Below are 21,867 nucleotides of genomic sequence, written 5' to 3' on the forward strand. Positions count from 1 at the left end.
CCGACGAGGGCTGCGAAGATCCGTCGTTTGAGGGGCGGTAGGGCGGCTATATCGGGAGAACAACAGTCCATCGATGTGAGAATTGGTAACAGCCATGATCGTATTCATCGGGTTGATCGTTCTGCTCGCCGCGTTGGTCGTCGGAGTTGGCGCAGCGTTGGCAAATTCCGGCGACACACACGTGCTGGCGAGCGAATTCACCGTTTTCGGTATCCATTTCACCCCCACCCAGAACGAGCTGTTCGGCGCGGGTGCCGCTGTCGGTGCCGTCGCGATGCTCGGCTTGGCTCTTGTGCTGAGCGGGGCATTCTCCTCAGCGCGCCGGCACGCGGAGATTCGCCGCGAGCTCCGGTACTCGCGGCGCGAAATCGACGCCACCCGTAAGGATCTCGCGAAGACATCGCCGCAGCGGCCCGTGGTTGCCGGGGCCGCTTCCAAGCGTGCGGCGGTCGCGTCGACGTCGCGTTTCCGTAACCCGTTCACCCGGCGTGGAGGCGGAATGTCGCGTACTGCGCAACCGCAGTCCTGACCTACCCGCCGACTGTGGCTCGCGTGCGAAATCCGCACGCGAGCCACAGCTGTATTCGATCCGGCAAATTTGTGGCGCTTTCCGACGAATATCGGGGCTTCGCGGTCGGGCCCGCGTGCTGTGGAGGCACGGGCACGGCACCTGTGGCCGACATCGCGACTCCTTTCCGGTTCATCCCGGTCCCGCGGTGACATTCACAGAGACATGAGTCGGTGTGTCGTCGCAGATCCGCAAATTTTTCCTGGTCCGGGGGTATCTTTCGGAATCGGTGCGGACGCCACCGCCGACGCGTCACCGGTTGCCGGATCACTGGGACTGTCCCACTGCCGCACGACCTTCGGTTCGAGTTCAACTCTGACAGGACGGGTGTGTTGTCGTGAAATGTCTGCGGAGCATCGCGGTCACGATGGCGATGGGTTGTTCACTGGCGGTGGGGCCAGGGTTTGCGCTGGCCGATCCGCCCCGGACGCCTGCGCCGGCAACTGCCGGACCGGCGCCCGCGCCGGCATCCGAATCCGCGGCGCCGACCACTGCGGGTCGGGCCGCGCCGTCCACCGCCGGTCAGGGGGCGCCACCCACGTCCGGCCCGGCGTCGGCGTCCACCACCGATCCGGCTGTTCCGCCCGCATCCGGTCCGGCCGTGCCCTCGGTGGCAGATCCGGGCAATGCGACCACACCCGATCCGACTCCGCCGGCCGACCATCCGGATCCGGGACCGTCGGCCTTCCAGCGATGGCTCGACGACCGCATTCCCGCACCCTCCGCCGTCCTGCCCGGGACCGGTTCGGCCGCCACCGAGCCCGAGAACCCCGCGGACCCGGCGGGGATGTGGAACAAGATTCAATCCAGTCCGACCGGTGATCCGTTCTTCGATGACAGCCCGGCCGATATCGCGAAGTACGCACCCGGTGACGTCATCGAATCGCGTGATGTCAGCTGGCCGGGGGTTCCGATGGTCTTCCTGACGGTGCTCACGCCGGTGCAGAAGGCGATACAGGTGAAATTCCGGACCACGGACTCCGCCGGGGCGCCGTCCTTCGGAACCGCGACGCTGCTGTTGCCCTTCACCCCGTGGAAGGGGCCGGGCAGCCGCCCGGTGCTGCTGAACGCGCCGCCGATCAACGCGCTCAACCGGCGCTGTACACCCGGCTACGTGTTTTCCCATGGATACGACCTGACCTCCGGCAACGGCAACGATTTCGTCCCGTCACCGACCATGTGGGCGGCCAGCCAGAACTACGCGGTGGTGATACCGGACCACGAGGGGCCGTTGATGGCCTATGCCGAGCCGACCGTGGCCGGCCACATCATGCTCGACACCGTCCGGGCGATACGTCACTTGATGCCGGACCAGTTCGGCGAGAGCCGCTTCGCGATGACCGGCTATTCCGGCGGTGCCATCGCCAGCTACGCCGGCGCGATGCTGGCCCCCGAATACGCCCCGGAACTGGCTCCCAACCTGGTCGGCGCCGCGATGGGCGGCCTGCCCAGCGACTACGAATCCTTCGCGAAAACCTTCGACGGCACCTACGCCTCGGGACTCATGCTGACCGTGACTCTCGCGCTGGCCCGCGAACATCCCGAAATCCTCACCCGGATGAACCATCTGGCGCAATGGGCGGCCACCTCCCCGCTCAAGGACGTGTGCAGCTCGACCATGGCCGACGTCGGAATATTCGTCCCCTATGCGGCCCTGGCGAACATGTCCGATCCACTGCACACCGAGTTCGCCGACACACTGTTCCGGAAATTGAGCCTGAAGGGCAAGAAGGCGGGCATGCCGATCTATGTCTACAACGGCCTGCACGATCCCTGGATGCCGGTCGCGAACGCCGAGAAATTCTATGCCGAACAGTGCGCCCTGGGAGTCCCGGCCACGAAGAGCATCGTGGGCGGTGAACATATTCTCGGCTACTTCGACGGCTTTCTCGGATCCACGCAATGGCTGGGCGAGCGGTTGTCCGGTGCCCCGGTGCGCAATGCCTGTGAGGTGGCGCCGCGGCCGGATGCCGCACCGCGGCACAGCGATTCGAACAGTGCGCCGAGCGGTGTTCCCCGAACGGGAAATCCCTCCGCGTCGCCCGGGCGGTGAACCGGATGCCGGTGGTGCACCGGCATCCGGATGCGACCGTCGGGGCGGCGCCGTCCGGTTCAGGCCGGCATCAGTGAAAGATTCCAGAACTGTGCGTACCGTCCACCCCGGCTCAGCAGTTCGTCATGGTTGCCTTCCTCGATGATCCGGCCGTCGTCGAGGAAGACGATGCGGTCGGCGTTCCGCACGGTCCGCAGGCGATGCGCCACCGTCACGACCGTGCGGCCCGCCATCAGGCGCTCGATCCCGGCGTGGACGGCGGCCTCGTTGATCGGGTCCAAGGCGGAGCTCACTTCGTCCAGCAGTACGACGGGTGCGTTCTTCAGCAGGGCCCGTGCGATCGAAACGCGTTGGCGCTCACCGCCGGACAGCCGTGCGCCGCCTTCTCCGACATTCGTGGCCCAGCCGTCGGGCAGACGCTCGATCACGTCGTCGAGTTGGGCCGCCGTCGCTGCCGCCCGCACGTGCGCCGCATCGGCGTCGGGGCGGCCGAGGCGGATGTTCTCCTCGATCGTGCCGTCCAGCAGATGGACATCCTGGAACACGATGGCGATCTGCTCCATCAGTTCGTCGGTATCCAGGCAGCGCACATCCGCACCGCCCAGGCGTATCGCCCCGGCATCCACGTCATGGAACCGGGCCAGCAGTTGCAGCATCGTGCTCTTGCCGGCACCGGACGGCCCGACCACGGCGAGCCGTTGCCCCGCGGGCACCGCCAGCGACACGCCATCGAGAACCGTGCGCTCGCCGTGACCGAACGTGACGGACTCGAAGGCGATGTCGTGGCCGAGTGGGTGGACCGGTTCCCGGGGTTGCGGCAGTGGTGCCGTGCGCAATACGTCGTCGAGTCGCGTCAGCACCGAGCGCGTGGCGCGCAGCGTGCCGCCGATCTCCGACAGTGCCAGCAGCGGATCGGCGCAGCGGGCCGCGAGCACCAGAACCGCGAGTACCGTCGGCACGCCGATCTGCCCGCCGAGTGCGAGATAGGCGCCCAGGATCAGCACGACCGTGAAGGCCGCCTGCACGGCGAGCGTTGCACCCACGATGCCGGGCAATGCCGACAGCGTGGAGCGGCGAGCAGCCTGCCGCAAGCCCACCAGTGCGTCGTCGAGCAGCCGGAAACGCTCGGCCGACCGGCCGCCCGCGCGCAGCACCGGCTGGGCCTGGAGATATTCGATGACCCGAGCGGTGGCCTCCTGGTCGCGTTCGTGACGTTCGGTATCGGTCGCCGCGCTCGCCCGCCCGGACCACAGCTGGATCGCTGCCACGACCGGTGCGGCGAGCGCCGCGGCCAGACCCAGTTGCCACTGGACCAGCACCATCACGACGACGATCGTCAACGGGGTCACGACCGCGGCGACGAACGGCGCCAGCAGATGCGCGATCACGCTCATCGCATCCAGTACGCCTCGACTGGCCAGCGCCGAGACCTCTCCGACCCGGCCCGCGCCGTACCAGCCGAGCGGCAACCGGGTCAGGTGATCGCCGAGTCGCTGATACATACCGCGCAACATCGCCGTCCCCACCCGGAAGCCGCACAGGTCGCTGACATAGCGCAGTCCCGCATAGGCCGCCACCGCCGCCCCGAAGGCGATCAGCCAGATCCGGGCATCGGAGGGGGTGTCGCCGAACAGTGCGCGCAGCAACGGAATCAGCAGTGCGCAGGACAGCCCCTCGACGATCGCGGTGATGGTCATCAGGACGATGGTGCGACGGATCGGCCGGGCGTAGGACGGTCCCAGTACCCGCAGCAGTAGTCGGATCATCGGGGTTGGTCTCCTTGCGGTGGGGTGGCATCGGTGCCGATCGTGGCTTGCTGAGATCGCCGGAACTCGGCGAATATTCCGTCGCGTGCCAGCAGTTCATCCGGGCGGCCGCATTCGGCGACCACGCCGTCGGCGAGCACCACGACCGTGTCGGCCCCGGCGATCGTCTCCAGGCGATGGGCGATGATCACGACGGTGCGGTCGGACGCGGTCTCCGTCAGAGCTCGGCGCACCGCCTGCTCGGTGTGGGGGTCGGCGAAAGAGGTCGCCTCGTCCAGCACCAGCACGGGCGTATCGGCGAGTAGTGCCCGGGCCAGCGAGATCCGTTGTGCCTCACCGCCGGAGAAGTCGGCGTCCTCGCCGATCACCGAGTCGTACCCGCGCGGCAGCTGCAGGATCCGGTCGTGGATGCCGGCTCGGCGCGCCGCGCGCGTGACGGCCTCGAGGTCGGTGTCCGGGACTGCCAGCGCGATGTTGTCGGCGACCGAGGCACGCAGCAGGCAGGTGTCCTGGAAGACGAACGCCACCATCCGGTGCAGCTCACGGCTGCTCATATCGCGCAGGTCGACCCCGCCCAGCCGGATCACGCCGTGCGTGGGGTCCGACAACCGCGGCAACAGGTGCACCAGTGTCGATTTCCCACTTCCCGAGGGACCGACGATCGCGGTGGTCGTGCCGGGCTCGACAGTCAGGTCGATGCCGCGCAACACCTCGTGGCCGGTGTCCGGGTAGCCGAATCGCACATCGCACAACTCCAGCCGGTGTCCGCGCGGCGCGAGCGGATGCGCGGGCTCGGGCAGCGGCGGTACCGCGAGCACGTCCCGGATCCGCCCGACCGCGCGCCGGGCGGCCTGCAGATCGTCGAAGCCGTGACCGAGTGCCGCCACCGGCGCGGTGAGTCCGAGTCCGAGCAACAGGAACGGCAGCAGATCGGCGGCAGCCATACCGCCACTCGTGATCGACGCCGTGCCGCCGATCAGCACCACCAGCAGAACGAAAGGCGGAGACAGCGCCAGCTGCATCGCGGCCGCGATGCCGGAGATCCCGTACACCCAGCGCTGGAAGGTGCCGACGAAATCTTCTGTGGCCGTGCGGAATCGGCGGTGCGCACGCTCGGATCCGCTGAATGCCTTGACAACCGCGATGCCTTGCACGAATTCGACGACGGCACTGGCGATCCGGCCCATCGCGGCATCGAATTCCTCCTGTTCACGCAGCCGGGCGGGGAGCATCATCAGCGGAACCAGCGCCACCGCGAGCAGCACCGGGATCAGCGTGATCAGGGTGAGCCGCCAGTCGACGGTGAACAGGTAGACCAGCGACACCAGCGGCACCACGAATGCCGACACCAGCTCGCCGGGAGCGTGGGCGATGACCGGGTGTAGCGCACTCACGTCCTCGCCCACCACCTTCGCCAGCTCGCCGGTGCGGCGCTGCGCGAACCAGCCGATCGGCACACGCGCCAGTCGCTCGCCCAGCCGCCGGCGCAACGCCAGCTGCACCCGGCTGTCCAGCAGATGGCCGACTCCGGACGACGCGCCCGTGCACGCCAACCGGACGAACAGCCCGGCAGCGCCCGCGATCACGATGAACCGGACCTGGTCGTGGTCGATCGGGCCCGGAGCCAACAGCGTCCGGCCGAGTTCGACCACGGCCAGCAGCGGCGCCAGACCGGCCACCGCGCCGATCACCTGGAGGGTCACGACGATGGCGAAGCTCCCCGCGTACGGCCGCAGCAATCCGGTGTCGATTGACTTTTCGAACATGTTCGAAAAATAGCAGTGGAGCCCGGTCCATGTCGAGTGCGCGAGCCGAAAACCGGACCGATCCCGGGGTGGACGCCGCCGACAGCGGATGATGAAACGATGGCCCGACCCACTACGCCGAGCGGCCGGACCGGCCGCCCCCGCCGGACCTCACGCGAGCAGATCCTGACCGCGGCCCGCCGACTCATCGACGCCGACGGGTGGGAGAAACTGACCATCCGCCGGCTGGCCGCGGAACTGGGTGTCGGAGCTCCCACCCTCTACCACCACGTCCGGGACAAGGACGACCTGCTCCTGCAGCTGCTCAACGAGCACACCAGCCGGATCGAGCGTCCGCCGCTACCGGCCGATCCGGGTGCGCGGATCATGGTGGCGGCCACCACCATGCACGATGTGCTGGCCGCCTGGCCGTGGGCCGCCGAGGTGCTCACCTCCGACGGCTTCGTCGGCCTGCTCGACGAGCCGTCGTTGTGGATGGTGGAGGCCATCGTGTCCGGGGCCATCGACTCCGGCGCCACTCCCGAACAAGCGGTCGACGTGTTTCGCGGCATCTGGTGCTTCACGGTCGGCGAGGTTCTGGTCCGAGCCCACACCGATCGGCAACGGGCCGCCGTCGATCGTTACCTCGACCTCACCGGCTTCGATCCCGGCAGCCTGCCGACCCTCGCCGCCATCGCCGAACACTGGCCCGGGCTCGCGGCGCGCGACATCTACCCCGATGGCCTGCGTGCGCTCATCGACGGCTTGCTCGCCCCGCCGGGTGCCGCCGGCGACAGCTGACGTGGCTCGGATCCTCCGGTTCCGTAACCTGGAGCGATGGCAGTTGTGGACGCCGGCCGCGAACCCGGGAAGGCGTGGGATTTCGCGGGCCCGGCCGATGTCGCGCCGCTGGGCGCCGCGATCATCGGTTACCGCGATGTCGGCGGAGCCGGGCTGGATCTGCGTGTCGCGGGCGCACCGTCGGTCACCGTGATGATCGAGTTCGGTGACCGCGAGGTGATCGTCGACGATGCCGCGGGCCGGCGCCGGCTCGACGGATTCGTCGCGGGGCTTGCCCTCGAGCCCCTGCGCGTACGCAGCGAGCGGGCCGCGTGCATCGAACTTCGGCTGTCACCCGTCGGGGGGGCGTATTCACTGCTGGGTGTCGCCCCCACCGATCTGGGCCGCAACGTCGTCGCCGTGGACGATCTGTGGGGGCGGCGGGCCCGGCAGCTGAGGGAGCAACTGGCGGACGCCCGGACCTGGGACGAGCGTTTCGTGCTGACGACATCGTTTCTGGCACAGTGCGACAGGACCGATCGGGCTCCCGATCCGGAAGTGGTCGCCGGCTGGGAGCAGATACTCGCGGCCCGAGGCCGCGTGCAGGTCGGCGCGCTCGCCGAATCCCTCGGCTGGAGCCGAAAACGGTTGTGGGCACGGTTCGAATCCCAGATCGGCCTGACCCCCAAGCGAGCGGCGATGCTGGTCCGATTCCGGTCCGCCGTCGACGGGTTGCTGGCCGGCCGGCCGGCCGCGGCGGTCGCGGCGGAGTGTGGATACACCGATCAGGCCCATCTGTGCCGCGATGTGTCGATCTTCGCGCACGGGACGCCGGGCGCGCTGGCGTCGCACCACCTGCCCGCCATTGCCGGGCACCGGCACCGGGCCTGGGGAAAATTTTTCCAATACCGCGCGTGACCGTCCGGCCGATAGTGGTGTCCACCTCGGGTTCGGCTGATCGTGACCCGAGGGCATCGACAACGAGAGGACACGCCGTGACCGACGCCTTCGATCCCGCGAAACTACAGACCGCGCTGGCGGACATCCATCGCGCGGGCATGCCCGGCGTCTTCGCCGAGGTCCGCGACCACGACGAGATCTGGTGCGGCGCCGCCGGAGTCGCCGATATCGCGACCGGCAGACCCGTCGCGGCCGATATGCGCCACCGCGTCGGCAGCATCACCAAAACGTTCACCGCGGCCGCGGTGCTGCAGCTGGTGGACGACAGTGAGATCGGGCTCGACACACCGATCGGCCACTACCTGCCGCGGCTGGTTCCCGGTGACCGCGGTGCGGCGATCACGGTGCGGATGCTGATCAACCACACCAGCGGCCTCGCCGAGTATCTGCCGCAGGCCTATCCGTCGCTGGCGGCCTTCCCGGTGCTGGCGAAGACGACACCGCAAAGCCTGGAGGACAACCGATTCACCCGATTCCGGCCGGCCGACCTGATCGAGATGGGGGTGAGCGCTCCCGCGACCGGAGCGCCCGGGAGCGCACCGGGGGTGTACTCGAACACCAATTACCTACTCCTGTGCGAACTTCTGGAAACGATCACCGGTACCGCGGCGGAGAAATACATCACCCGCAACGTCATCGAACGCGCCGGGCTGCGCGATACCGAACTCCCGGCCGGAACACAGATCGACGGTCCCCACTCGCTGCACTACGAGGCATGGTTCGGCATGATCGACCCGCCCCGCGACTACAGCGTCTACGACATGTCGTGGGTGGGCCCGGCAGCCTCGCTGATATCCACCGTCGCGGACCTGAACCGCTTCTTCGACCTGTTGCTGGACGGCGAAATCATCAGCCCCGCCGCGCTGGCACAGATGCAACGCACCACCGCGGTCATCTCCTTCGAGGGAAAGACGATCGACTACGGACTGGGCCTGCACCGGATGGAGCTGCCCGGGCACGGAGTCTTCTGGGGCCACGACGGCTCCGTCTGGGGCGGCGGCGCGATCTCGATGACCAGCGCCGACGGTCGGCGCCAGATGTCGGTCGCGGCGAACCTGCAGCGATGGAATGTGCTCGATTCCTCGGGGCGGCCGCAGCCGCACCCCATCGACGGTGCGCTGCAAGCCTTCACGCGGCTCGCGCTGTGTGGTTGATCGTGGCCGGGCCGCCGTGCCGCCGCCGGGCGGGCGCACCGAAACTCGGATGGGCGGTATCAGATCGCTCTCGCTGACGATGGACGTCGGCGAGCGGAATTCGACCGTCGCGCCGGACTCCTTCCGGCCGACGATCGGCTTCTTCGTCGGGTGCAGGCGACAGGAGAAGACGCCGCGGAGTCGGGTTGCGTTCGGCCTGAGCGCAATTCTGTTCGCCGGCAAGGTCATCGGGTTACATCGGTGTATGGCAGCACAGGTGAGGTCGGCGACCGCGGCGGATCCGGCACGGCAGGAATGGTGCGGCTACCCCGATCCGGTGAACCGCCCGCTGCCACCGGCGCGGAGCCGGGGCCCGATGGCTGCCGAGGCGGGGGAGAAGATCTCCTCCGAGCGCCGGGGATGAGCGCTCCGCGGATCAGCACCCTGGCGTTTCTGACCCCCGGGAACTACCTCGACGACGATCCGTACACCGGTCTCGAGGACACGCTGCGACTGTTCGAATACGGCGAGCGCCTGGGGTTCGACGGCGCGTGGGTCCGGCAGCGGCATCTCGAGCACGGTGTCGGTTCGGCGGCGGTGTTCCTGGCCGCCGCCGCTCAGCGCACGAGCCGGGTGGAGCTGGGCGCGGCGGTCATCCCGATCGGCTACGAGAGCCCGTTCCGGCTCGCCGAGGACTTGTCGCTGGCCGATGTGCTGTCGAGAGGGCGCCTGCAGCCGGGGTTCAGCGCGGGAACGCCACCGCACGCGGAGCTGATCGGCGATCTGGTCTTCGACGGTGACTGGCGTACCTTCGACCTGTCCTACGGCCGGGTGGCCCGGCTGCTCGAGAACCTGCGCGGCGACTACCTCGGCGGGCCCGGCACCGTCATCCAATCGCCGGGCAACACCCAGCGTCCGCGGTTGCAGCCGCACAGCCCCGGCCTGGCCGACCGTGTCTGGTACGGCGGCGGGAGTACCCGATCGGTGCGCTGGGCCGCCGGCAGTGGACTGAATCTGCTCAGCGGCAACATCGTATTCGCCGACAGCAGTGCCGATTTCACGACCGCTCAGCTGGGACTGATCGGCGAATACCGCGAGCGGATCGATCCGGCGCGACCGGGACGCGTCGCGATCGGCCGGGTGATCGTGCCGTTCGACAGCGCCGATCGCGCGACCCGCGAACGGTATCGGGCCTACGCCGCGAGCCGCCACGAACGCACTCGCGGCCCGCAGGGCGAGCGGCGAGTGCTGTTCGCCCCGGACGTCGTCGGAACCGCGGAGCAGATCCTCGAACAGTTGCGGGCCGATCCGGTCCTCGCGCAGACCGGCGAACTTCGCCTGGAATTGCCGTATGAGTTCCACCGGGCGGACTACGAGCAGATTCTGTACGACGCGGTGGAATTGATCGCTCCCGGACTGGGGTGGAAACCCGCGCCCGACCGGGGCGGCCGACCACCGGCGCCCTGATCGTCTGCCGCAGTGGGGCCTACTCGGCTCGGGATCGAGACGTGCCCGGGCCGGGGGTGGTGTCGGACGAGGGCTGCCGATCGCGGGAACAGCGGTGGCGCAATCGAATTGACGCCGGTGCGAGCCACTTCACCGGAGCGGAACCCCGCCTGACCGCCGGGCGCGACGGTCGTGCGGTTCGTTCACCGCACGACCGCCCGTGCGCCGACTCACACGGTGAGCGCTCGGTTGTCGACCAGTTTCTTGAAATCCGAACCCGATTCGATCAGGCCCCACTTGAGCAGCCAGCGGTAGGTCTGGTCGAACTGTTCGGGCGCATACGGCTGGGGGTCCGCGAAGCGCAGTCGCCACGTGCTGATGTCGGACTCGTCCAAAGTGCCCAGGGTCTCGGGAATCTCGTCGGTGAAGTAGTGCAGGTACGGCGTGACATCGTCGTTGATGTCGGCGACGGCGCGGCGGACCGCGCGATCGATCGCCGCGTACACCTCGGGATCGACTGTCTCGTCGGCGATTTCGGCCCCGGTGTAGAACGCCTCCGCGATCAGTCGATAGCCCTGCTTCAGCGCGAGGCTGATGTAGGGCTCCATCAGGGCCACGGCGTCGACGGTGCCGTCGCGCAGCGCCTCGAATCGATCGGCGGGACCCCCCACGTGCACGACCTTCAGCTCATCGGCGTCGATGAACCCCTCGAGTGTCTGGATCGCCAGATAGTGGGAGCCGTGGTGGAAGTTCACCGCGACCTGCTTGTTGCGCAGGCCCTGTGGGTGCAGGACGTCGGAATCCGGGCGTACGAAGATCGCCTGGCTGGCGATCGCGGCGCGCTGGGTCACGATCTGACCGCCGCGACCCGAATCCTGCGCGCGCCGCACCTGCCCCCATTCGCAGGCCCGGTAGAGCGCGACCTCACCGGCTTCGAAACCGCGCGAGATTCCGCCGAAGGAGCTCACCAGGTGATGGTCTTCGATCGGCTTGACACTGACGTTGTAGGCGCCGGGTGCGACGAGCTCGAGGTCAACGCCCTCGTCGAGGAAGTAGCCCTTCTCGAGCCCGACCAGATAGGGGAGCGTGAAGATCGCCCCGGTGCGCACGCTCGTGATCTTCGGCAGGGGCGCCTTGGTGTTGTCGTCGATTGTCATCGGATCGTTCCTTTCGTGGGGTGTTGCCGACCTCGGGTGCGGTCGTGTTCGGGGGCGTGGCGAACCATCGGTTCGCGGCGAGGAGGGCGAGTACGCCCAGTACCGCGGTGGCGGCGTAGGCAATTCGCATTCCGGAGGTGAAGTCCCGGGCGGAGACGGGACCCGGCCCGGCGAGCAATCCGGCCACGGACACGGTCACGGCGCCGAGTGTGGCCGTGCCCAGGTTCATCCCGACCTGCCGTGCGGTGCTGGTGATCGCGCTGGCCGAGCCGGATCGTTCGCGCGGCAGCGCGGCGACGGCCGAGGAGGTCGAGGGTGGGTTCGCCATGCCCATCCCGATTCCCAGGAGCGCGAACGCAGCCAGTACCCAGCCGATCGGCGCTGTCGTCGACGCGGTGATTGCCAGCGACACCATGGCGGTGATCAGGAAGAAGTAGGCGAGGAGAACGGGTTTTCGGGCGCCGTACCGGCCGAGCAGCCGCCCGCACACCGTGGCGGCGACGAGCGTGCCGGCCGTGAGCGGCAACCCCATGAGCCCCGCTTCCCACGGGGAGAACCCGCGAACCCGCTGCAGGTAGAGGGTGTTGACGAAATTCATTCCGGTGAGGCAGAAATAGGCGAATCCCGCGGTCAGTACCGCGCCGCGCAACTGCGGTCGACCGAAAACGCTGAGGTCGAGCACCGGATCGACGGCTCGCCTCTCCACCCGGACCACGATCGCCATCGCCACCGCGGCCATGATCAGCGCGGTGATCGTCGTCGCCGACAGCCAGCCGGTACGTGCGCCACCGGACAGGGCGAAGGTCAGGCAGAACAGTGTGACCGCAATCGACACGTGCCCCGCCGGGTCGATGCGCCGCCGCACCCGGGGCACCGGAGACTCCGGAACCCACCGCAGGCCGGCCGTGACGAGCGCCGCGAACGGCAGGCAGATGAGGAAGACGCTGCGCCACCCGACAGCCGCGACGAGCATCCCGCCGATGACCGGTCCGACCGCGGTGGACACACCCGCGGTCGCGCTCCATGAGCCCAGCGCTCTGCTCCGCGCGACCGAATCCTGGAACACCCCGGTGAGCAACGAGATCGACGCGGGAGTCATCAACGATCCGCCGACGCCCTGCAATACCCGCCACACGATGAGTTCGGCGAACCCCGACGAGACGAAGCACAGCAGCGAGGCGGCACCGAACAGGACCACGCCGATCCGGAAGATACGCCGCGGACCATAGCGGTCGGCCAATGCGCCCCCCAGGAACAGCGTGCTGCCGCGCGCCAGCGCATTGGCCACGACGACCCACTGCAGTCCGGCCACGTCCAGACCGAGATCGGCCTGCAGCGAGGGCAGTGCGACAACGAGCGCGGAGGTGTCGAGAGAGGACAGGAACAGACTCGAACAGCAGGCCAGCAGAGCCGTGCGCGGGTATCGCACGGTCTGCGTGGCCTCCTGGGTGATCAACTCAGGCTTTCGTGGACCGGGCGTTCCGCGGTGCGCGGCAGTAGTCCGATCTGCAGGGCGACCTCGATCTGCTTGTCCATATTCGTGAACAAGCTCTGATCCCAGGTGGACGGATAGATGTCGCGGAGCCGCTCGGGCAACAACTCGATGGCGGCCTCTTCCTTGGCCGGAATGCCGAATGCCTCATGGTGTTTCGCCAGCAAGGAGGGATCGGCGGTGATCATCGCATTGACCTCCGAGCGCAGCGCGACGAACTTCGCCGCCGTATCGCGGTTGCGTTCGAGCCAGGGCCGGTTGAATCCGGCGCCGTTGAGAAACAGTGGGCTCGACTCACCGGTGCCCTTCTGCCACAGCTGGGAAACGGTCGCGATCTGCCGGTTGCCCTGTGCGACAAGGCGAGTGGCGTTGGGTTCGATCGCGATGATTGCGTCCAGGTCGCCACGTTCGTAGAGGGCCAGATTGGCGATCGGCTGGCCGGGGAAGATCCGGAACTCACGCTCGAAGTCGATTCCGTTGACCGCCAGAGCCAATGCGGCAGCCTTGTAGGTGTCCGAGCCCGCCGGTTGCACACCGATGCGCTTTCCCCGCAACTCCTCGACCGAGCCGAATCTGCTGTCGGCGGGAACGAGCCATCGTCCGTGGTTCCAGAGCTGAGGCCCCACGATCACCACGTCGTGGCCGGCGATATTGGCCTCGGTGGCGCCGAGCGGTCCGAAGGCGAAGGTGTCGAGCAGGCCGGTCAGCAGATTCTCCTGCCCGGTGCCGACACCGCCGCCACCGTTGCGGACCAGAGCGAGCCCGTGCCGGGCCGCGAGCCCGGCCTGATCGATGATCGGATCTGTCACCGACCCCGCCGTGCCGGGTTGGACGGCGCCGACCTTGATCTGTTGCAGCGGCCGGCCGTTCGCGTCGACCGCGGCGGTCGTGCTGTTGCCGCATGCCACGAGCAGTGAACTCAGGCCGAGGCCGCCGATCAGAGCGGCGCCGGCCCGGATGGCCTGGCGGCGGGTGACGGCGGGCCCGGCGGCCGATTCGTGAGTGAAGATGTTGCCACGTGGTGCGGACACGGAATTCCCGTTTCTGGAGCGGTCCTGGATCAGGAGATGTGGGTGATGATGTCGCGGTGCAGGTCGAACAGTGCGGCGTCCTCGGCGGATCGCGGGCGTGGGACGGTCACGCGGATGTCCTGCACGATCCGCGCCGGCCGATCGGCGAGTACGACGACCCGGTCGGACAGGAACGCCGCCTCGAGCGCGTTGTGGGTGACCAGCAGTCCGGTGACGGAACGTTCGATGAGCAAGTCCTGCAACAGGAGTCGCAATTTGCGACCGGTGAGCTCGTCCAGTGCGCTGAACGGTTCGTCGAACAGGATGATGTCCGGGTCGACGGCGAACGCTCGTGCCACCGCCGCTCGCTGGCGCTGCCCACCGGACAGGACCGAGGGGTAGGCGCCGGCGTAGTCGCTCAGGCCGACCGCGTCGATGATGTCCGCGACGGCGGCCACGCCGCGGCCGGCCGATTTCGCGGCGATTTCGATGTTCGCGGTGACGCTGAGCCAGTCCAGCAGTCGCGGCTGCTGGAAGACCATTCCCGTCCGGACGGGTGCCGTGTTCGCGCCTACCCGGACGACGCCGCTGTCGGCCGTCTCCAGTCCGGCCACCAGATGCAACAGCGTGGTCTTGCCGGTGCCCGATGCGCCGACCAGCGACACGAGTTCACCCGGCGCCACCTCCAGTGAGAAATCCTCGAAGACCGTCTGGACGTGGTTCTTCTTGCTCACGAAGGATTTGGAGATATTGCTCAGTTCGATTCCGGCGCTCATACCGCGGACTCCTTGCGCCAGCGGGATGTTCGTCGCTCCAGCGTCTGCAGGACGCCGTACTCGATCGCGGTCATGACCAGCGCGAAGGCAATGGTCCAGGCGAGCACGGCCGCCACATTGTGGTTGGAGAACTCCAGGTTGAGCTGGTATCCGACTCCATCGGCCATACCGAATATCTCCACCAGGACGATCACCTTCCAGGCCAGGGCTATTCCCAGCCGCGCGCCGGTGAACAGTGACGGCGCCAAGGCCGGCAACCAGATTCGCCGCAGGCGGGTCCATGCGTCGAAGTGGTAGATGTGGGCCATCTCGTGCAATTGCGGATCGACCTCACGCACGCCCTGGGTGATGTTGACGATGAGCGCGGGCGCGGCCGCGAGCGCCACGGCCAGGATCGGGTTGATCACGCTGATGCCGAACCAGATCACGCACAGCAGTGCCTTCACCAGGCCCGGCGTCGCCAGCCCCAGCAGCACCGCTGGTTCGAGAAATCGCCGCACAGAGGTGTTGCGCCCCATGGCGATTCCGAGGATCACCGCGATCACGAACGCCACCGCGAATCCCAGGAGGACGCGCGTGAGTGTCACCTCGAGATTGGCCCACAGCGAACCTCCTCGCCACAGCGTCACCAACTCGTCGCCGATCGAGCCCAGCGAGGGCATCAGCGGGGTGTCCCATCGCGCGGCCATCACATTCCACCCCACCGCCAGCAGGACGATCAGCGCCAGCGGAGGCGCGACCACCCCGAGAAGGGCAGTGGCACGCGAGCGAGTGGTGGGGCGGCGGATCGGGGGCGTTCGACCCGTCGGTTCGGTTGTGGGCTCTGCGCTCAGCACGGTCATGAGAATCCGTTCGATCGGCCGGCGACGCGGATGCGTCGTCGGCGAAGCAGGAGGTGAGTTGTGTCCGGGACGATGCCCGGTGCGGATCAGGAAGCCGGATCGGCCGAATGCGCGGGCGAGGAGATGATTCGGCTCGCGCGTCGACGATCTACGTCCGGTTCGGTCCCGTGGCCGACGCCAGCAGCTCCAGCCCGTCGCCGAGTGCGACGATCGAGGCCAGTTGCTCGGGGGACAGTGTCGAGATCCGGTCCAGGATGATCTGGGTCAGTTGCCGGCGGCTGCGCAGGAACAGTTCGCGGCCGGATTCGGTCACTTCGATCATGTTGACCCGCGCGTCGGTGTCCGAGGCACGTCGTACAACATCCCCGCACTCCTCGAGCTTGCGTACGGTCCGCGACACGCTCGCCGGATCCACACCCTCGTGTGCGGCGAGTTCCGACATCGACAGTGGTCCGAACTTGACGATCGCGGCGAGTGCACTGCGCGCGGACTGGTTGATTCCCGCGCGATCCATCATGCGGAACTGCCGTGCCGCCTGGATGAGTGCGACCTGCACCCGCTCCACCGCCGCCACGAGTTCCGCGTCGGTGGCCGGCAAGTCGGACGAGGGCATGGGCGGATCCTTCGGGTAGCTGCGTCCCGGGTGCGGTGACCTGACACATTGTCGTCATCGTGCAGGTTCCCTTCGCTCGCAGGTGGCCGGATCTCGAGTGGAACCGACGGCAAAAGGTTAACAACTATCAAGTAACTGCCCGGTTCCCGTGGCGGGCGGATGCCGACTCCGGCGCCCGGCGAAAGCGGTGATCGATAGGCGGATCAGACCAGTTCAGGACCGATTTATCGAGGTGTGATCCGATCGCTGCTCCGGCTTTGGGATCTGAGCGATTCCAATGCTCGGCGTGGCCCGCGCGCCTGCCCCGCCCGGTCACCGGCGATCCTGATCGTGCGGGCCGCCATCGCTCAGTTGCTCGACGCGCTGCCGGAAATCGTGCTGGTGGTTCCGAGTTCGCACCCGCGATGGCGGCACGACCGCTTCGGTGGCGGGCATGTCCCAGCGAACCGGTACTGTTTCCCAGGTCGGAGACCGCGATTAACCCGGTCGATGAGGGGCGACGACCGGCGGGTGGACGGGGTTCGGGACGAGAAGCCCATCGACATTACGACGACGAGGCGACTTGCACGAGCCAGACTTCCCACTGGCGGTAAATCGAGCCTGTTGCACCAGGGGTATCGATTACGAAATCCTCGATCGGAGTGCCGTCCTGACGACCGACAGATCGAGGCGATTGTGGGAATTGCTTCCGACCCCCTGAAGGTCGAGGTGTGTGGCCGCGGACCCGCGGTCCATCGACTCGGACGTGTGTCGTGAGCGGTCCCGGGGGTGCGGATCTCGCGGGGCTGGAGGACCGGATCGCCGAGGGGTTGCGCGCGCTCGCGCCGCCCGGATGGCAACGGCTGGAGGCATCGTTCGCGCTGACCGTCGTGACCGAATCGGCGTTGTTCGTGGTCGATGGTGGCAGCGGTCCGATTCGGTGTCAGGTGTCGGATGCGGTGTCGGCGTTGGTGCGACGGCACCGGGAGCTGTCGGCCGAACTCGGAAGCGAGCCGTGGTGGCGGATGGTGGTGCGCGCCGACGCGGAGGTGGCCGAGGTCGTCGCCGATCACGGTGCCGAGCCGTTTCCCGGTGAGCAGTTGTTCGCGCCGCAGGCATACCAGGCCGACCTCGAGTATTATCCGCGCGGCCGCCTGCCGGTGTGGTTGGCGGCCTACATCGGGCGCGGTGGATCCCAGTCGAGATCACCGCGCGCGGCCGCGGAAGGCATGCGCGCGGACCGCGCTGCGGGTGTGCTCGCGGAGCCCGTGACCGGCGAGTTGCCGGATCTGAAGATGGTGTGGGCTCGGTGGGCGGTGCTGGCGTCGGCTTTCGTGGCGGCCGGATCGGAGCGGGGGCCGCGGATCGGTCCGTCGGTGGGCATCTTCGAGAGTGCGCGACACAGCGGTTCGACGTTGACGCTGCTGCCCGGGGATCGGGCGGTGCTGTCGGGTGGGGTCTGGGATGCGCCGGTGCTCGACGCCGCGTACAACGGAGACGCCATGATGCCGAAACTGTTTGCGGGAGCGCCGGACTGGGTGGTCGACCCGGTGCTCAACCCGCGGGTGATGACCGGCATGCTGTCGTTCTGCTACTGGTGGGAGGCGGGGCAGTGGTATCGGGGCGAATCCGCTCCGATGTCGGAGTGTGCGGCGGCGCTACCGGCGGTGTGGACGGCCGAAACCGCGTCGCAAGTGGTCGCACGGGTCTTGGACGGGCCATCGCCGGATGTCGCCGAACTGCTGGTGTCGGCCGCGCAGGCCGCCGCGGTCACGCGCGAGGCGATCGTGCAGGTCGTCGGTGACGACGCCGAAGTGGACGTCGACGGCGCATGGTTCCAATTCGTGCTCGCGGATCTGATCGCCGGTGACGTGCCGGGGATCGGCGAGGCGGAGGCACTGAACCTGGTCCGCGAGCACATCCGGGGACGAGGGTACGACACCGCGGAGTACCCGTTGTCGACCTTGCGGGCCGAGCGGGTCAGCGTGGGCTGGATGGTTCGGTCGCCGGTGCCGGACAGCGAAATAGCCCTGGACCGTGCGGTTTTCTATGTCGCCGACGACGGTGTCGTGGAGCGCTCGAGCTCGTCGGTGCCGTTGTCGGTTTTCGTCACCGATTTCGAGCTACGGTTCCGCCTGCGGGTCGGCGGCCGGGGCTGACGCGGGATATGAGCGACGAAATTCGATTGGACCTGGACGGTCTGCGCGAGCGGGGCGCACGGCTGGCGGATCTCGCCGACCGGGTGGGGCAGACCTACGCGGGACTGGAGTATTGCCTGCGGCAGGCCGAAGGCAGCTGGGGCGACGACCATATGGGCCGTGAGTTCGCCGAGCAGTTCACACCGCATGCCGATCACATGCTGGCCAACGTGCGGGCGATGCAGAAAGGACTGCGCAGTACGGCTGACGGAATCGTCGGTGTCGCAGATGAATTCGACGCGCGCGACGCCGCCAATGCCAATCGGCTGACCGCGCCCGAGGACCGGGATTCGGGAAACGCGGACCCGGCCGGCCAGCAGCGGGACGGCGCGACCGGTCCGGTGTCACCCGCCGACGCCGGCCCGGCGGCCCGATCCGATCCCGCGTCGATCTCCCCGGCGCGGGAATCTCCGGTCCCAGAAAGTCCGGGTCAGCCCACCGCCGGCCCGCAGCGCACCGAACAGCCCGCAGCGGGGGGAGCGCAGTCGCCGGATGGTTTTACCGGGCGCGCCGCGCCCGCGGACGGCACCCAGTCGCGGTCGCCGTGGAATCGGTCCCGTCCGGAGTCCGATCGATCCGACCGGGACGGACGCATTCCCGGTGACTCCGGTCGCCGCACCGCCGCAGCGCCCCCGTCGCCCTCGGTGACACCTCCGGCCGACCGACGCGACGCGCCCAGAGCTACGGACACGTCATCCGGCAGTCGGACAGCGGCACCGGCGGGACGGCGCGGCACTCCGTGGACCGACCCGTCGCCCCGAACACCCGGCTCACCCGGCAGGCCCGGCTCACCCGGAAAGCCGGCGGCGAACCCTCGCAACGGTTCCCCGCCACGACCGAACCAGTCGCGCGGTGACAAGGCGCGTGCAGGTGATCGCCGCGGCTCCCGCGAACGGGCCGCTTCCGATCCCATGATCGACTGGCTGGCAAGAAGATTGGCCGAACGCCACGGTGTGCAGGTGGCGGGGTTCGACACCCCCGGCCTGCGGCTACCGGCCGTGCGGGACTTCGTCGCCGCGGTGGACCGGGTGCTCACCGACTATCCGATGGTCGCTCTGGATGTGGTCGAGGTGGCGGAGTTCGACGGTGCACCGGGCACGGTGCGGTGGAGTTGTGCACCGCGCGGAGTCCAGGGCCCCACTCGCTCGATGACGCTCGACCGGCGCGCCGCCCAGGAACCGGAGGCAACCACACCCACCGCCGAATCCGACGGCGAACCGGCGCAGCCCGGCATCCATCCGGCGACGCTCCGGGAATTCGGCCGGGCACTCGATGCCGCCGGTGGTGGCGTCGCGAGCAAACAGGCGCAGCGCGTCCTGATCGCCGAATACCTGCGCCCGCAGCCACACCCGGCCCGCACTCTCGGCGAGGTGGTGAGCGGCTACCGGGACTGGCGTGCCGCACTGACCGGAACTACCTCCGCCCCTGGTGAATTCGATGTGAGCGAGGCGCTCGGTATCGCGTTCGCCGAGGTCGTGGAGCACGGCGCCGACGCGGGCATCCAGGCGAGACTGCTACATGCCGTGCTGGTCGCCGCTGCCTCTCGACCGGTGTAGGGGGCGCCGGTGGACGGTTCGATGTTCAGCCCCGTGGTGGAGTTGCGCAACACCTTCGAGAATCTGCCCGAAATGCTGCGGCGCCCGATCGAGATGGTGGTGTTCGGCGGAGAACTCCCGCGCGCGGACATCTCCGCGATGCGCCGGATGGCCGCTGAGCTCCGGGCACGTGGCAGTGAGCTGGACGGTCATTCGAACGAGATCGAAACCTTACTGGCACAAGAAGATTCGGTCGGTGAGCTGGCCGACCAGCTGCGCGAGGCGTTGCGTTCCTACGGAAAGGGCGCGGCCAGGCTCAGTGGCGACGTGGGCACGCTGGCCGATCAGGCCCAGGCGGCCGCCAACGACGCGGAGAAATGGCTGTGCGTGATGTTCACGTTCGGTATCCACCTGGCGTGGCGGATCTTCGGTGTGGTGAGCAGCTCCTCGGCGGCGGGCCCGGCCGGCACGGCCGCGGCGGCGCCGACCGTGGACGGCATGCTCGTCGAGGGGCGGGCCGAAGTGACGGCGATGCGGGCGGGCCTGGAAAGAGCGGTGCAGGCGGGCGCGGCGAAGGCCGCGGCCCGGCTGAGTGCGGCGGGGCCCCTGCAACTCCTCACCATGGTGGGCAAGGCGGCCGCGCTGCCCGTGGGGGTGGACGCGGGTGTGCAGGCGCTGCAGGTCGCCACTGGTGATCGCACCGCCGACATCATCGGATCGGACGGCTCGAATCCGACTGGTGTCGATCTGAAGTCGATCGAAGTCGCGGCCCTGGCGGGCGTAGGTGGTGCGGCGGGCGGCATGCTCGCCGGCCGCTTCGCGCCGATGGTGTTCCCCCGGATCGCGAGCAGTCGCTTGGCCATGGGTTTGGTGCACGGCACCGCCGGTGCGATCTCGGGTCTGGGTGCGGCGTCGATGGTGGCCGGTTGGCCGCAGCATTACGACCAGGTGCTGGCGCCGCTGATCAACGGCGCTTTCGCCGGGGGCGTGCATTCCCGCGGCGGTGCCCACTCGGCGGTCGATGGCGGCGGGGCCTTCGCTGCGCCCGATCTGCGGGTTCGTCCGCCGCTCGAGATATCGCCGGAAGCCAGGCGCGCATGGGAGGCCGCGAAGGACGCGTGGGCCGGGAAGACGAAGGCCGCGGACACCGGCGGCGAACGCAGCGCGATGTCCACCGGTGACGCGGCGAACGGGAAGACCACCGCTGCCGGGGCGGTGCAGGCGCCGCGGCCGGCCGAGTCCATGATCTCGGTGAGCGAGAAGGCCGGCCGTCGCCCACCCGTATCCGAGGTCGCGGCCCGGCAGGCGACATCCGGGGATGCGGTCCGGCCGGCAACGCGGGAGGCGGCGGCCCGGGTCGAGCACTCGCAACACGGAAAAACGGTCGCTGCGGGCAAACCGGCCGCGCCGCGATCGGTCGAGGCCGTCGGCGAAACCTCGCGGCCGCCGAAGATTTCGGCGAGCAGTCCGCCACGCGCTGTCGTGGAGGTGCCCGAGAAGGCCGGTCAGGTGCCGCCGTCCGATGCCCATCCTCCCGCCGATTCGGGCGCCGGGACGAAGGTCGGTGAATCCGGTCAAGAGGGGCTCGTAGGCCATCGCGGTGCCGAGGTCTCCGGTGATGGACCCGAAACGGTTGCCCCGGGCGAACATTCGCCGTCCGCGCAGGAGAACCAGGGGGACGGGGCTCCGGCCGCCGACCACGACGGTCCGGCCGACGGAACCGGCGATCCGCCTGCCCCGCCACCCAGCAACCGCGACAAAGCGGTCGATCTGCTGATCGATTTCCACGCGAGTTCCGGTGCGCACATTCCGGA

General features: G+C 68.6%; 16 protein-coding genes. 9 read left to right on the forward strand and 7 right to left on the reverse strand.

Translation table 11 applies throughout. The features are described 5' to 3' along the window. The first annotated feature begins 94 nt into the window (after window positions 1–94). Together AB0L57_RS22735 and AB0L57_RS22740 are read left to right on the forward strand one after the other, a co-directional pair. Window positions 95–529 carry a hypothetical protein gene (locus tag AB0L57_RS22735; RefSeq protein ID WP_364965487.1) on the forward strand — a complete coding sequence of 145 codons (435 nt, stop codon included), beginning with the start codon at window positions 95–97 and terminating at the stop codon, window positions 527–529. Window positions 530–1,169: 640 nt separating this feature from the next. Next, window positions 1,170–2,621 (forward strand): lipase family protein, encoded by a 1,452-nt coding sequence (locus AB0L57_RS22740; protein ID WP_364965489.1) that lies wholly within the window; start codon window positions 1,170–1,172, stop codon window positions 2,619–2,621. Window positions 2,622–2,680: 59 nt separating this feature from the next. Here AB0L57_RS22740 and AB0L57_RS22745 read toward each other — a convergent pair whose 3' ends face one another. Further along, on the reverse strand, window positions 2,681–4,387 hold the full coding sequence (locus tag AB0L57_RS22745; RefSeq protein WP_364965492.1) for an ABC transporter ATP-binding protein: 1,707 nt from the start codon (window positions 4,385–4,387) through the stop codon (window positions 2,681–2,683). Continuing rightward, a complete protein-coding gene (locus AB0L57_RS22750) occupies window positions 4,384–6,153 on the reverse strand; it encodes an ABC transporter ATP-binding protein (RefSeq protein WP_364965494.1) in 1,770 nt (589 codons plus the stop codon). Before AB0L57_RS22750 ends, AB0L57_RS22745 begins: the two co-directional genes overlap by 4 nt. 99 nt (window positions 6,154–6,252) lie before the next feature. On the opposite strand from AB0L57_RS22750, the gene AB0L57_RS22755 reads away from it, so the two are divergent. From AB0L57_RS22755 to AB0L57_RS22775, 5 genes are all read left to right on the forward strand, one after another. Then, window positions 6,253–6,933 carry a helix-turn-helix domain-containing protein gene (locus AB0L57_RS22755; RefSeq protein ID WP_364965496.1) on the forward strand — a complete coding sequence of 227 codons (681 nt, stop codon included), beginning with the start codon at window positions 6,253–6,255 and terminating at the stop codon, window positions 6,931–6,933. Window positions 6,934–6,969: 36 nt separating this feature from the next. Beyond that, window positions 6,970–7,830 (forward strand): helix-turn-helix domain-containing protein, encoded by an 861-nt coding sequence (locus tag AB0L57_RS22760; protein ID WP_364965498.1) that lies wholly within the window; start codon window positions 6,970–6,972, stop codon window positions 7,828–7,830. Window positions 7,831–7,907: 77 nt separating this feature from the next. Next, entirely contained in the window at window positions 7,908–9,026 is a 1,119-nt protein-coding gene (locus tag AB0L57_RS22765) for a serine hydrolase domain-containing protein (protein ID WP_364965500.1), read from the forward strand. Between the two features lie 244 nt (window positions 9,027–9,270). Then, entirely contained in the window at window positions 9,271–9,429 is a 159-nt protein-coding gene (locus tag AB0L57_RS22770) for a hypothetical protein (RefSeq protein WP_364965503.1), read from the forward strand. Then, entirely contained in the window at window positions 9,426–10,472 is a 1,047-nt protein-coding gene (locus AB0L57_RS22775; RefSeq protein ID WP_364965506.1) for an LLM class flavin-dependent oxidoreductase, read from the forward strand. Before AB0L57_RS22770 ends, AB0L57_RS22775 begins: the two co-directional genes overlap by 4 nt. Before the next feature lie 1,011 nt (window positions 10,473–11,483). On the opposite strand, the gene AB0L57_RS22780 is transcribed toward AB0L57_RS22775, so the two are convergent. The 5 genes from AB0L57_RS22780 to AB0L57_RS22800 form a co-directional block, all read right to left on the reverse strand. Then, window positions 11,484–13,064, reverse strand: a complete 1,581-nt coding sequence (locus AB0L57_RS22780; RefSeq protein ID WP_364965509.1) for an MFS transporter — start codon at window positions 13,062–13,064, stop codon at window positions 11,484–11,486. Beyond that, the gene (locus AB0L57_RS22785) at window positions 13,061–14,131 is read right to left on the reverse strand and encodes an ABC transporter substrate-binding protein (protein ID WP_364965512.1); all 1,071 of its coding nucleotides are present in this window, start codon (window positions 14,129–14,131) and stop codon (window positions 13,061–13,063) included. The genes AB0L57_RS22780 and AB0L57_RS22785 overlap by 4 nt, the downstream gene beginning before the upstream one ends. Before the next feature lie 29 nt (window positions 14,132–14,160). Then, window positions 14,161–14,886: an ABC transporter ATP-binding protein gene (locus tag AB0L57_RS22790; RefSeq protein WP_364965515.1), complete on the reverse strand. Its 726-nt coding sequence runs from the start codon at window positions 14,884–14,886 to the stop codon at window positions 14,161–14,163. After that, complete coding sequence (locus tag AB0L57_RS22795) at window positions 14,883–15,629, reverse strand: ABC transporter permease subunit (protein WP_364965517.1); 747 nt, start codon at window positions 15,627–15,629, stop codon at window positions 14,883–14,885. Before AB0L57_RS22795 ends, AB0L57_RS22790 begins: the two co-directional genes overlap by 4 nt. 247 nt (window positions 15,630–15,876) lie before the next feature. Continuing rightward, a complete protein-coding gene (locus AB0L57_RS22800) occupies window positions 15,877–16,341 on the reverse strand; it encodes a MarR family transcriptional regulator (RefSeq protein ID WP_364965519.1) in 465 nt (154 codons plus the stop codon). A gap of 752 nt (window positions 16,342–17,093) precedes the next feature. On the opposite strand from AB0L57_RS22800, the gene AB0L57_RS22805 reads away from it, so the two are divergent. Together AB0L57_RS22805 and AB0L57_RS22810 are read left to right on the forward strand one after the other, a co-directional pair. Next, window positions 17,094–18,479 (forward strand): hypothetical protein, encoded by a 1,386-nt coding sequence (locus tag AB0L57_RS22805; protein ID WP_364965521.1) that lies wholly within the window; start codon window positions 17,094–17,096, stop codon window positions 18,477–18,479. Between the two features lie 8 nt (window positions 18,480–18,487). Continuing rightward, window positions 18,488–20,074: a hypothetical protein gene (locus AB0L57_RS22810; protein ID WP_364965524.1), complete on the forward strand. Its 1,587-nt coding sequence runs from the start codon at window positions 18,488–18,490 to the stop codon at window positions 20,072–20,074. Window positions 20,075–21,867: the final 1,793 nt, after the last annotated feature.

Origin of the sequence: Nocardia sp. NPDC052254 (genome assembly GCF_040679495.1) — a bacterium.
In the GTDB taxonomy this organism is placed as follows: Bacteria; Actinomycetota; Actinomycetes; order Mycobacteriales; family Mycobacteriaceae; genus Nocardia.

Coding starts and splice junctions, on each gene's coding strand:
- AB0L57_RS22770 (WP_364965503.1), top strand. CDS start 9,271: ATGGCAGCACAGGTGAGGTCGGCGACCGCGGCGGATCCGGCACGGCAG.
- AB0L57_RS22755 (WP_364965496.1), top strand. CDS start 6,253: ATGGCCCGACCCACTACGCCGAGCGGCCGGACCGGCCGCCCCCGCCGG.
- AB0L57_RS22760 (WP_364965498.1), top strand. CDS start 6,970: ATGGCAGTTGTGGACGCCGGCCGCGAACCCGGGAAGGCGTGGGATTTC.
- AB0L57_RS22745 (WP_364965492.1), bottom strand. CDS start 4,387: ATGATCCGACTACTGCTGCGGGTACTGGGACCGTCCTACGCCCGGCCG.
- AB0L57_RS22790 (WP_364965515.1), bottom strand. CDS start 14,886: ATGAGCGCCGGAATCGAACTGAGCAATATCTCCAAATCCTTCGTGAGC.
- AB0L57_RS22735 (WP_364965487.1), top strand. CDS start 95: ATGATCGTATTCATCGGGTTGATCGTTCTGCTCGCCGCGTTGGTCGTC.
- AB0L57_RS22800 (WP_364965519.1), bottom strand. CDS start 16,341: ATGCCCTCGTCCGACTTGCCGGCCACCGACGCGGAACTCGTGGCGGCG.
- AB0L57_RS22775 (WP_364965506.1), top strand. CDS start 9,426: ATGAGCGCTCCGCGGATCAGCACCCTGGCGTTTCTGACCCCCGGGAAC.
- AB0L57_RS22750 (WP_364965494.1), bottom strand. CDS start 6,153: ATGTTCGAAAAGTCAATCGACACCGGATTGCTGCGGCCGTACGCGGGG.
- AB0L57_RS22810 (WP_364965524.1), top strand. CDS start 18,488: ATGAGCGACGAAATTCGATTGGACCTGGACGGTCTGCGCGAGCGGGGC.